The organism is Desulfovibrio sp. TomC (assembly GCF_000801335.2).
GTDB lineage: Bacteria > Desulfobacterota > Desulfovibrionia > Desulfovibrionales > Desulfovibrionaceae > Solidesulfovibrio.
Map to the genome: position 1 here is coordinate 42610 of NZ_JSEH01000029.1, position 12586 is coordinate 55195.

The 12586-nt window shown below is 58.1% G+C and carries 7 protein-coding genes, 1 tRNA gene and 1 pseudogene; 7 read left to right on the forward strand and 2 right to left on the reverse strand.

The annotated features are described in order from the left end of the window. Nucleotides 1-73: 73 nt before the first annotated feature. A tRNA-Arg gene (locus NY78_RS19630) sits at nucleotides 74-150 on the forward strand. A gap of 123 nt (nucleotides 151-273) precedes the next feature. Beyond that, entirely contained in the window at nucleotides 274-1278 is a 1005-nt protein-coding gene (locus NY78_RS19635; RefSeq protein ID WP_043639962.1) for a site-specific integrase, read from the forward strand. A 128-nt stretch (nucleotides 1279-1406) separates the two neighbouring features. On the opposite strand, the gene NY78_RS19640 is transcribed toward NY78_RS19635, so the two are convergent. Beyond that, the gene (locus NY78_RS19640) at nucleotides 1407-1595 is read right to left on the reverse strand and encodes an alpha-amylase family glycosyl hydrolase (protein WP_043639965.1); all 189 of its coding nucleotides are present in this window, start codon (nucleotides 1593-1595) and stop codon (nucleotides 1407-1409) included. Nucleotides 1596-1758: 163 nt separating this feature from the next. Here NY78_RS19640 and treZ point away from each other — a divergent pair, with 163 nt between their 5' ends. The 5 genes from treZ to NY78_RS19665 all read left to right on the forward strand — a co-directional run bounded on the left by treZ (nucleotide 1759) and on the right by NY78_RS19665 (nucleotide 11187). Then, nucleotides 1759-3780, forward strand: a complete 2022-nt coding sequence (gene treZ / locus NY78_RS19645; protein ID WP_047960303.1) for a malto-oligosyltrehalose trehalohydrolase — start codon at nucleotides 1759-1761, stop codon at nucleotides 3778-3780. After that, entirely contained in the window at nucleotides 3777-6596 is a 2820-nt protein-coding gene (gene treY, locus NY78_RS19650; protein ID WP_197084278.1) for a malto-oligosyltrehalose synthase, read from the forward strand. The genes treZ and treY overlap by 4 nt, the downstream gene beginning before the upstream one ends. A 107-nt stretch (nucleotides 6597-6703) precedes the next feature. After that, nucleotides 6704-9154 (forward strand): DUF3536 domain-containing protein, encoded by a 2451-nt coding sequence (locus tag NY78_RS19655; RefSeq protein ID WP_043639967.1) that lies wholly within the window; start codon nucleotides 6704-6706, stop codon nucleotides 9152-9154. A 378-nt stretch (nucleotides 9155-9532) separates the two neighbouring features. Further along, entirely contained in the window at nucleotides 9533-9829 is a 297-nt protein-coding gene (locus tag NY78_RS19660) for an SH3 domain-containing protein (protein WP_043639970.1), read from the forward strand. Between the two features lie 791 nt (nucleotides 9830-10620). Next, entirely contained in the window at nucleotides 10621-11187 is a 567-nt protein-coding gene (locus NY78_RS19665; RefSeq protein ID WP_043639973.1) for a hypothetical protein, read from the forward strand. Between the two features lie 342 nt (nucleotides 11188-11529). Here the strand turns inward: NY78_RS19665 and NY78_RS25635 are convergent. Beyond that, a pseudogene (locus NY78_RS25635) lies at nucleotides 11530-12359 on the reverse strand (IS3 family transposase); the annotation flags it as partial. Between the last annotated feature and the right edge of the window lie 227 nt (nucleotides 12360-12586).

Consider the following 12586-nt stretch of genomic DNA (forward strand, 5'->3'; position numbering starts at 1 on the left):
TTGAGCCGGCCGCATAGTTTCGTCAAGGGCGGCCTTGACCGCAGAGGCCGGCTTGTTTAGGTTTCGTGCCCGTGCGCCCGTAGCTCAGTTGGATAGAGCATCTGCCTTCTAAGCAGACGGCCACAGGTTCGAATCCTGTCGGGCGCACCAGCAATTTCAAGGGCTTAGATACAATCTAAGCCCTTTTTTTGTGGTCTAGCTTGCGCTTTGGTCTGATTCTGGTCTAGTGAGTAGTGTCTAAGAGTGTCCAATCACGAGATAAGGGGGGCGCAAATGGCTACCTTCCGCAAGCGCGGTTCATCTTGGAACGTGCGCATTCAGAAAAAAGGGCACCCCGTCGTGTGCCGGACCTTCGACGTTTTGGCGGACGCTGAGCGGTGGGCGAAGGGTGTAGAGTCGGATATTGATCGTGGCTCGGCCGCGTATCTGCCTGCCGCCCGAGAAGCCGAAAAGGTGACCCTGGCCGAAGCGATCACCCGATACGTCCAAGAACGGGTGCCTGAGCTGGCGACATCTTACAGGGTCCAAAAACGGGCTGAGGCGATTGCGGCCAGACCCTTTGCGGCTCGGCCGCTGGCTGCGATCCGGGGTAAGGATATTGCCGATTTCATCCGGGAGCGGCAGGGCGAAGGGGTGGGGTCGCAAACGGTTATTCACGACTTGAACACGATTTCAAAAGTATACGAGATTTGCCGCCGAAACTGGGGGATGGTCGCTCTCGACAATCCCGTCAAGCTCGTGGACAAGCCCAGTCTGCCAGTAGGGCGTGTTCGGCGCCTCAATGATGATGAGGAAAAGCGATTGCTCGCGGAATGTGATTCCGAGTTTTCGCTTATCATTCAGTTTGCTCTGGCGACGGCCATGCGTCGCGGCGAAATAGCTGCCCTGACCTGGGAGAACGTCAACCTTCAGCGGCGAACCGTTTTTCTTCCAAAAACAAAAAACGGCGAATCGCGAACAGTGCCGCTTTCGCCGGATGCACTGACAGTGCTGGCTTCGTTGCCTCGGGCGATTTCGGGCCGCGTGTTCCCCTTGTTGCGTGACCCGGATCGGGCTTCAAAATTGATGGCGCGGGCGGCGCGAAGGGCGGGGCTAGAGGATCTTCATTTTCAAGACCTCCGGCATGAGGCGACAAGCCGACTGTTCGAGGAAACCGACCTGGATGTGATGGAGATCAAGGGAATCACGGGCCACAAATCCATGCAGATGTTGGCCCGGTATGCCCATTTGCGGGCGGGGCGGCTGGCGGATCGGTTGGCGGGAAGTTCTCGGACATAAGGACCTTGAGGATAGTGTAACTCCTGGTCTTCGCCTCACACTTTTTGAAAGTCTTGGAGTGAGCTGGTCTGAAAAGTCTCAGACAGGTCACCCCTGTACACGTCCTTGAAGTTGACAGCACACGGCGTTCAACTGGACGCTGGCCATGTCCGCGCGGTCGTACAGATCGCCTCGATACCCAGGCGCTCCAGATAATCCAGTTTGCCGATCAATCCCTTGAAATCGCCAATGCCGTCGCCGTCGCTGTCCGCGAAAGAACGTACATGCAGTTCATAGATGATGGTCTTCTGGTACCATTGCGGATCGATTGGCAGCATGCCGGCCTCCCTGTTCTCCGGATTAGCTCAAATGAGAGAATCTCCTTCAATAGACCTTGACCTTATATGAGAAAAAATGTCTATCCTTATCTTGTGTACTCCTGCCTCGCGTCACAATGATCCGGCCGGACGGCAGACCTGTGCGCACGGAGTATGGGACCGCATGGGAATCGACACACTCATCCCGGGGCCGCGACCCCTGCCGGAGGTCGGCCATCGAAAAATCGGCCCCGATACCTACCGGTTTTGCCTGTGGGCCCCGCGGGCCGATACGGTCGAACTGGAGCGCATCGCGCCTTTGACTGGGAAGGAACGGTCCCGCTTGGACCCAGGCGGGGAAGCCGGCTGGGAAACGCCCTGGACTGTGACTGGGCGTCTGGCCATGGCCCGATTAGGGGACGGTTACTGGCTCGCTGAGGACAACGGGCTGGCCCTGGGGGATCTCTACCGTTTCCGTCTCGATGGGGAGCGCAGCCGGCCCGATCCGGCTTCCCCACATCAGCCCCATGGCGTCCACGGCCCGTCAGCCCTGGTGGACCACGGCTCCCACCAGTGGCGGGACGCCGGCTTCACGCCCCCGGCCCTGTCTGAACTGATCCTGTACGAGATGCATGTGGGCGTTTTCACCCCAGAGGGCACGTTGTCCGCGGCCGGGCAGCGCCTGGACGATGTGGCCGCCCTGGGCGTGACCGCCGTGCAGGTCATGCCCGTGGGGCAATTCCCGGGTAGGCGCAACTGGGGATACGACAGCGTGTATCCATTCTCCGTGCACCACGCTTACGGTGGTCCCGAAGGACTTAAGCTCTTCGTGGATGCCTGCCACGCCAGGGGACTGGCTGTGGTCCTGGACGTGGTCTACAACCACCTCGGACCGGAAGGAAACTACCTGCGTGACTTCGGCCCCTACTTTACCACCAGCCACAAGACACCTTGGGGCGATGCCCTCAACTACGACGGCCCGGACAGCGACCATGTCCGCCACTTCTTTTTCCATTCTGTCCTGCATTGGCTCGACCACTATCATGTGGACGGCTTCAGGCTGGACGCCACGCACGCCATTTTCGACCAGAGTCCCCGGCCCTTTCTAGGGGAATTAGCCGAACTGGCCAGGCGCTACGCCGCCCGTCATGGCCACCGGCCCTATTTGTTCGCCGAAAGCAATTTGAACGACCCCAGGTTGGTCCTGCCGCCGGGCCGTGGTGGGCTTGGCCTGTCGGGCATCTACAATGAGGATTTCCATCACGGTGCGCACGCTTGGCTCACCGGCGAACGGCACGGCTACTACGCGGATTACGGACGCATGAAGCACCTCGCTGCGGCCGCGACCCAGGGATTTGCCTACTCGGGCCAGTACTCCGCCTACCATCGCCGTGGGCATGGCGCGGATTCGGCTCGCCTGCCTGCCTGCGCCTTGACGGTATTTTTGCAGAATCACGACCAGACCGGCAACCGAGCCCACGGGGAACGCCTGGCCACCCTGGTCGGATTCGAAGCCAACAAGGCCGCAGCCGGCTTGCTGCTGCTTGGCCCGTTTCTCCCTCTGCTCTTTATGGGCGAAGAATACGGGGAGGACCACCCGTTCCTTTATTTCATCAGCCATCACGATCCCGACTTGATCCAGGCTGTGCGGACAGGACGGCTGGAGGAGTTCGCCGGACTGGGTGATGGCCGGCTCCCACCGCCCGATCCGCAGGACGAGCGGACCTTTCAGCATTCGAAGCTGCATTGGGAAAAACGGACCACCGGCCAGCATGGGCTGCTGCGCGACTGGTATGAGGAACTGATCCGCCAGCGCAAGCGCCTGGGCCTGACCCAGGCCGGAAACGGACATCCCCGAGCGCTTTGGGCCGATGAGCAAGGCCTGCTCGTTCTCGAAGGAACCTACGGCGCGCTGCTTCTGGTCTGCCTGTTTAACTTGTCCGCAGCGCCCCTGCGCGTGGCGACCGACCGGTTGGGCCTGGAGGTATGTCCCGGCAGGGCGTCCGCCCACGCCCAACCGGCCGGGTCCGATCCAACCGGCGCGGTCGGCCGGGAGGCCCCGGCCGGTATCTGGCATCGGCTGCTCGACTCGTCAGAGGTGCGTTGGGGCGGGCCGGGCGCGACCATGCCGCAGGTCCTTTTGGGCGAGGCACTTCTCCCCCCCTGGTCCATGGCTGCCTATGTCCGCAAGGAGTTTCGCCCATGATCGTCGCCCCCCTGGCCACTTACCGACTCCAACTGCGCCCGGAATTCGGTTTCGAGCAGTGCCGGCGGATCGTGCCCTATCTGGCGGCGCTCGGCATTACCCACATCTACGCCTCCCCCATCTTCAAGGCCCGGGCGGGCTCCACCCACGGCTACGACGTCTGCGATCATCAAAAACTGAATCCCGAACTGGGCACGCCTGAAGCGTTCGAACAGCTCATGGCCGAATGCAAGCAGCAGGGACTGGGCTGGATCCAGGACATCGTGCCCAACCACATGGCCGTATCCGGCGACAATGACATGCTGGTGGACCTTCTGGAAAACGGGGAATCTTCACGGTATTATCATTTCTTCGATATCGAATGGAACCACCCCTACAAAAGCATGGCTGGGCGGATGCTGGCCCCCTTTTTGGGCGTCTACTACAGCCAAGCCCTGGAAAATGGCGAGATACAGATACGCTTTGGCGAGGACGGTTTCAGCGTCCACTATTATGATATCAAGTTTCCCTTGCGCATCGATTCCTACGGAAAGATACTCACCTACAACCTGAGATCCCTGCGGGACAGCATTGGCCTGGAGAACATTGATTATATAAAAATTCTTGGCATCTTGTACAACATAAAAGCCGTGACCGGAGAAAAACGGGAGTCCGAGTATTATACCCAGATTTTTTTTATCAAGCGCCTTCTCTTTGAGATGTATCAGTCGAGCCCATCGCTGCATCAGTTCATCGACGCCAACGTCAGAATATTCAACGGCCAGGGCAACGACGGGGAAGGCGATCGCTTCGCCCTGCTCGACGATCTGCTCTCCGAACAGTTCTACCGGCTTTCCTTCTGGAAAGTGGCTGGAGAGGAGATCAACTACCGGCGTTTTTTCAGCATCAACAACCTCATCTCCTTGCGCATCGAGGATGAAAAGGTTTTCAGCCACACCCACAAGCTCATCTTGCAATACCTTCACGATCAGACTTTCTCCGGCCTGCGGGTGGACCACATCGACGGCCTCTATGATCCCTCGCTCTACCTGCAGCGACTGCGGGGGCAAGCTCCAGACGCCTATATCGTGGTGGAAAAAATCCTCATGCGCCATGAATCGCTGCCGGCTTTTTGGCCGGTCCAGGGAACCACGGGCTACGATTTCATGGCTCTGGCCTGCAACCTGTTCGTCCATGCCGACCAGGAAACGGCCTTCCAGAAGGCCTACGCCGGGTACGCCGGAATACGACAGTCCCTGGATGCGATCCTGGCTGAGAAGAAAAAGAACATCATCAAGCGGCACATGGCCGGGGACGTGGACAATCTGGCCCGGCTGGTCAAAACGCTTTCCAGTATGGACCGGCAAGGCATCGACATCACCATGGCGGCGCTCAAGCAGGCCATCGCCGGTCTTCTCGTCCAATTCCCCATCTACAGGACCTACCTCAGCCACGAGGCCTTCCGGCCGCTCGACCTGTCCTACATCCGGGCCGCGATCCGCCAGACCCGCCGGGCCAACCCGGACCTGGATTTCGAACTGGACTTCCTGGAGCGCTTCCTCTTGCTGGAATTCGGCGAAACACTCGTGGCCGCGGGCAAGCGGGAATGGACCAATTTTGCCATGCGCTTTCAGCAGGTGACCGCCCCACTCATGGCCAAGGCCATGGAGGACTCCACCTTCTACGTCATGAACCGGCTGCTCTGTTTAAATGAGGTCGGCAGCGATCCCGGCCGATTCGGCCTGACCGCCGAGAAATGGCATGCAGCCATCCAGAAACGCATGGAGTCCTGGCCCGCGACGATGAACGCCTCGGCCACCCACGACACCAAGCGGGGGGAGGACGCCCGTTTGCGCTTGGCCGCCCTCTCGGAGATGCCGCAGGAATGGACCGAGACCTTGAAGGTTCTGCGCCAGGCGACCGGAGGGAAACGAGGAAGGGGCCAAACCTCCCAGGCCCCGGACCGCAACGAGGAGTACTTTCTCTACCAGACCTTGCTGGCCCACCTGCCCTTTGACGAGACGGAGCGGGCTTCCTTTCCGCAGCGGCTTCGCGCCTATCTGATCAAGGCCATGCGGGAAGCCAAGGAGCGCTCCAATTGGCTGAGTCCCGACGAGCAGGGCGAGCAAGCCTACGGCGACTTCGCCGAAGCCCTGCTCAAGCCGGGACCGGGCAACGTCTTCCCCGGCCGGTGCGAGCCATTGCTGAAAAGAGTTGCCCAGGTGGGCATGGTCAATTCCCTGTCCCAAACCCTCCTTAAAATCGCCGCTCCCGGCGTCCCGGATTTCTACCAGGGCACGGAGTTGTGGGACTTCTCCATGGTGGACCCGGACAACCGCCGGCCAGTGGATTACAGCCGGCGACAAAAGGTCTTCAAGGAAATCAATGGGGCCTTCGAGGCTGACAGCAAAAAACTCGCGCACCAGCTTATTGAGCATCCCGAGGACGGCCGCATCAAGCTGTTCCTGATCTGGCGAGGTCTGCAAACCCGCCAGGACTTTGCTGAACTCTTCCGCAAAGGGGACTACCGGCCGCTGGCGTTTACGGGCGTGCGACGAGAGATGGCCTTCGGTTTCGCCAGGAGGCTGGGCGGGGACATGGTCCTGATCGTGATCCCCAGGCTGTTCGCCAAGGCTGTCGGCGAGGAAGCCCATTTTCCCCTGGGGGCGTTCTGGGAGGACACGGCCCTGCTTTCACCGGAGCCGAGGCTATTCACCGACGTGTTCACCGGCCGGGAGCTGCCTGCCGAGAGCGCTCTCTATCTCACTGAGATTTTCCGTGATCTTCCATTTGCGCTCCTGGTTTCCCGGATTGCGGAGCCGACGGCTCCAGCCTGACCGGCTGTCCTGTCCTGCATGCCCAGGGGCCCGGACGGCATGCCCATTCCCTAAAGGATTGCGCCCCACGGGGAACAGTGTGCGCGCAACAAAGAGGAGTCAACGCGATGGAGCGCTACGTCTGTATCCACGGGCATTTCTACCAGCCCCCCAGGGAAAATCCCTGGCTGGAAGCCATCGAGATTCAGGACTCCGCCTACCCCTTCCATGATTGGAACGAGCGCATCGCGGTCGAATGCTACGCGACCAACGCCCAGTCGCGCCTCCTCGACACCCAGGGGCGGATCGCGCAGTTGGTGAACAACTACGCCAACATCAGCTTCAACTTCGGCCCGACCGTCTTGCTGTGGATGCGCCAATTCGCACCCGAAACCTACAGGGCCATCGTGGAGGCCGACCGGCTCAGCCAGGAGAAGTTCGCGGGCCATGGCTCCGCTCTGGCCCAACCCTATAATCATATGATCCTGCCACTGGCCAACCGTCGCGACAAACGCACACAAATTGTTTGGGGCATCCGGGATTTCCAGTACCGCTTCGGCCGCGCTCCGGAAGGGATGTGGCTCCCGGAGACGGCCGTAGACCTCGAAACCCTGGACATCATGGCCGATGCGGGCATCACCTTCACCATCCTCGCCCCGCGGCAGGCGTCCAGGGTCCGGCCTTATGCATCGGAAGAGTGGATGGATGTGAGCGATGGCAGGATCAATCCGGGCCTAGCCTACCGGATAACGCTCCCCTCGGGACGATTTATGAATGTGTTTTTCTATGATGGCCCCATTTCCCAGGCTGTTGCCTTCGAAGGTCTGCTCAACAACGGCGAGGACTTCGCCCAAAGGCTTCTGAGCGGATTTCCCGATGACAGCGCCGGTCCAACTGGTCCCCATCTGGTCAATATCGCCACGGACGGCGAAAGCTACGGCCATCACCATCGCGGCGGCGAGATGGCGCTCACCCGCGCCATTGAGTACCTGGAATCCAACGGCCTGGCCCGCTTGACCAATTATGGCCAGTACCTCGAGGAACATCCGCCGATTCACGAGGTGATGATCTACGAGAACAGTTCCTGGAGCTGCATCCACGGGATTGAGCGCTGGCAATCCGATTGCGGTTGCAACAGTGGATCGCACCCACACTGGAACCAAGCTTGGCGCGCTCCCCTGCGCGAGGCCCTGGATTGGTTGCGGGACGCCATCAACGCGGTCTTCGAGCCGACAGCAGTCCGGTATCTGTCCGATCCATGGGAGGCCAGAAATGCCTATATCGACGTGGTGACGGAGCGCTCGCCTGAACGGCTGGCCGAGTTCCTGAGCCACCATTCGATCCGCCCACTCAGGCACGAAGAAGAGATCATTGTCCTTAGTCTCATGGAACTGCAACGCCACGCCATGCTCATGTACACCAGCTGTGGCTGGTTCTTCGACGAGCTCTCGGGCATCGAGACGGTGCAAGTCATCCAATATGCCGGCCGGGTTTTACAGCTCGCGGATCAGCTGTTCATCGGCTGCTGCGAGTCGGAGTTTCTCGAACGTCTGGGGCAGGCCAAAAGCAACATTGCCGAACACCAGGACGGACGGGTCATCTTCGAGCGTTTCGTGCGTCCGGCCATGCTCGATTTGGTGCATGTGGGAGCCCACTTCGCCATAAGTTCTCTGTTTGGGGAAATAGCCGAACACAGCCAAGTCTATTGCTACTCGGTCGTTACTGAAGACTACAGAATTTTTCGGGCCGGGAACACCAAGCTCGTGATCGGAAGGCTGATGGTCTTTTCAGACATCACCCACATGTTCAGCACCTTTTGTTTTGGCGTCCTGCATCTGGGGGATCACAACATCACGTGCGGTATCGGCGAATATCAAGGCTCGAAACGCTACGAATCCCTGATCAACGACCTTTCAGAAGCATTTTCCAAAGCCGATTTTCCGAAAACGATTCTGGTGTTGGGCGAACACTTCTTGCCGTCCACCTATTCGCTGACTTCACTTTTTTCCGATGAGCGGCGCAAAGTCCTCAACCTGATCATGACCCCGACCCTGGCCGAAGCCGAAGCCGCCTTCGGCATGCTCTACGAACATCATGCTCCACTGATTCGCTTCCTCAACGGTTCCGGCACGCCACGGCCTCAGGCGTTGGCCATCGCCGCCGAACTGAGCCTCAACTCCAAAATCCGCATGGCGTTTGAGAACCATGTCCTCGAGTTTCAGACCGTGCAGCCTCTGCTCGAAGAGATCCGACTGGCCGGAGCACCACTGGACGTGGCCGGGCTTGGGCATCTGCTGCAAAACAATATCAAAAAGATGGCCGAGGGACTGAGCGAACAGCCCGAGGATGTCTCCCGCATCGAGCGTTTGAACAAGGCCATGGCGTTGGTGGGCAAACTTCCCTTCGAGGTCAACAACTGGATCGCCCAAAACATCTGCTTTACCATCCTAAACGCCCACTGGCCCTCTTTCAAGGAACTGGCGGATCAGGGAAACGGCCCTGCGCAGGAATGGCTGCAAAGCGCTCGGCTGCTGGCCGATAACTTTTTCGTGCAATTGCCGACGGAAAGAGTCAGCTGAACATCACCTGATCGGCGAACCGGCCGGCTGCGTTCGTCCTTTAAGAAAGCAACGCCCAAAGATGCAATGTCATTTGGAAGAATTGCGCGAACATATGCACGGCATACCCTGGCCCAGGAAGTCGTTATGCCAGTGTAGAGAACTACAACAGCTATCCCTGCGCGTACCAATCGCTCCCTTGAAGAGCCTGAGTGTTTTTAGGGTACGGCTTATTTCTGGAACAAGCCAGGCATTCGGCCAATGCGAATCACGGAACTATCCAGCACTGTTAACGCACTGTCCGATTTAACAAGGTTGTTGAGCATCTCATGGAAAGGCTAGATCAGTTAACATCAAGTTCAAACGTCTGATTGAAGATTTCCAAAAAGGGAGGGAATCATGACCATGCGACCGGGAACTCGATGGGCGATGGGGCTTTTTCTGGCGGTTATTCTGTCCGGCTGTGCAGTTTCCGTGGGCTTGGTGCCACCACCGCCAGCCGGCTATGTCCGGGTGGTGGCAGCCGAGTCGCTCCATGTTCGCACCTGCCCTTCTGTGAAGTGCGAAGCTAGTACCGTTGTGTACAACGGCCAGGCACTTCAGGTGTACGAATACCAGGGCAACTGGGCCAGGGTATTGGTCATCGACTCGGGAGTGCTGGGTTGGGTGCAAGCAAAATATCTGGCCCTGCCGTAAAGCGCCTTCTTGCTGACGAAACAGAAAGGTGTCTTTCCCACGCTGTCGTCAGACATTGACGCATGGATTTATTCTTTGTGGTTCTAATGGACAATGAAGAACGAAGGCGATTCGGCTAATATGCCGGATCGCTTTCGTCGTGCGGCTTGTCACAACCCGCCGCTAGGTGTTTTATATGAAGCCTGCCACAGGCATTGCAAATAGTTTGGCAGTATCTTCTGTTTTGTTGTTATCGTCGCCGATAGTGATACTTTCCTCTATGAGGGTAGTAGTATCGCGGGTTCACCGGCACACCGATCGTTATTCCTGGCCCAGGATAGGGTGGCCCGTAATACGGTGGACCATAGTACGATGGACCATAGTAAGGTGGACCGTAGTAGGGTGGACCGTAGGGCGAATAGCCTGGATAAGGAGGTCCGATATACACATGCGGGGGCACATCTACATAGAAACCAGGCCCTCCGATAACCAAGGCTGAAGCTTGGTTTGCCCCGAAAAGGAGGGCGATCACCAGAAGCAGCATACGCAATAAACGCTTCATGGCATACCTCCTCTAATGTTTCTACCAAATGATATATAATTCTTTTTTAGCCATTGCCAAATACCCGACCGACCGCGTTTTTGCCCAGGCTCCCCTATAGCACCAAGAAGCCAGAGGCAAGGTCACGCGAGAGATTGCGATTCCAGGCCATGGGAGGGGATATTTACCGGGCCGCCGATGAACCATTGACTTTCCGACGGAAAATGATGCAATACTCGAAAATATCCATAGTCCGTCAAGGAGGGACATCATGGTCTTTAGACGTATCAACCTCCCATTATTTCTAATGTTTGTCGGGATGGCGTTCGTCGTGGGTGTGGCTGATTGCGCCCATGCCCAGCCGCCTACCCTGGTGTACGTCTATCCCGCAGCACCTCCTCCAGCGTCCGGCGCCACCGGAAATTTCGTGCGTACACCGACTGGGCAGCTCTACTATGTGGACGCCACGGGTGCGCAGCATCGCATCGTGAGCGCCGTGACTCCTCCGGGCGGAGGACTGTACTACTATGTCGAAGGAGACGAACGCCCCTATTTCATCGATGAAAGCCAGCGGCTTTATTCCCGCGACCCTTGGGGTAATGTCTATTATATCGAGCAGATGAGATCAGGTGGAGGCGCTGTGTACGGGGGCGTTGTCCAAGGAAGCGCGTCGCCCATGATGGTCCCCCTGACGCCGACGGTGCCGGTGGAACCATGTGTCATTCAATGGCAGAAATGTCTGGATGGGTGCAGCGGCATTTCACCGCGGCAGGCCTATGATCACCCCAACTGCATCAGCAATTGTGAAGTCATTCGCAGCCAATGTCGGGATCATTAGCTCGATTACGTCCTGGGATGCTCTGGGCCAGGATAGCCGTTCAATAGCCTGCTTCTACAACGCCGCCATCCCTGCGCGATGATGTCCCCTTCATTCAATGGTGGGACATAGAACGTAAGTTAAACAGGTGGAAGACGGCTATTGAAGAAGCATTATCTTCTGGCAGCAGCGAATAATGGCCTACGTGCTGCGGCATATTGGCAGTTGAATGGTTTGTGCGTAATGGATGATGTCTTGCAAATATGTTCTTCCAGGGTACGAGCCCCAATGTGAGCGCGGCCCGATTTCCGGAACTGACTTTGAGGAAAAGACGGTGCCTCTTCCTTGCGCGCTGCCTCGTGTGATCGGCGTTCTCCCGGTTTCGTTCATGGCCTCTTCCAAGGCGGCAACGCAAAAATCAGCGTCCAGGGTGTTGGACAAACACCAAAACAACACGGCCCGGCTGTGCCAGTCCATGACCGCCACCAGATACAGGAAGCCTCGCTTCATCGGTACATACGTGATGTCGGCGCACCACACCTGATCCGGCCGTTTGATCGCAAGATCTCGCAGCAGGTACAGATGAATCTTGTGCTCGGGATGCGGCGCACTCGTCCTGGGCTTCTGGTAGATCGCCACCAACCCCATCTTGCGCATCAACCGCCGCACGCGGCCACGTCCGATCTCGATGCCCTGATGCCGCAAATGCCGTCGCATCTGGCGCGATCCGTAAAATGGCGTCTCCAGAAACTGCTCGTCGATATGCCGCATCAGCTCCAGATTCATGGCCGACTCGCCTTTCGGGCGATGATACCAAGTCGACCTGGCCAACCCGAGGATGCGACACTGCCTACAAATACTGAGTCGGGGATGCCCGCGTTCGACCATCCCACGCCTTCGCTCGCGACTCATCGTTTGGCGAAGGCTCGCTCTAAAGAATCCTTCTCCACGGTCAATTGACCGATCTTGGCGTGGAGTTCCCGGATCTCGGCGGCGTTATCCTTCTGTGCCGTCGCCGCCTTCCCGGAAAAGGCCGCAACCATGGCTTCCTTGGCTCGTCGCTTCCAACCTGTGATCCGCGTCGGATGCATGTCACATTTGCTGGCCGACTCAGCCAAGGTCAATTCGCCGGACAAGGCCCCAAGCGCCACTTTCGCCTTGAACTCTGCTGAAAACTTCCGTCGCTTGGACATCGAAACCGTCCTCCATCATTGAGGACTAGAGCTTAACAGGCGGTCCAATTTCCCGCGACCACCTCACTCACAGTGTTTTTCGCGGCAATCAAGCTAAGGCTTTAGCTCTTGCAATTCTTGATCTTTTCCCCGGTAAAAGCAACACCAAGTTAACTTCACAAGCTGAGACTGATAAGATAAGCTTTCCCTCAGCTGGCCGACAACGGCACCATCAGCTAGAATTCCAG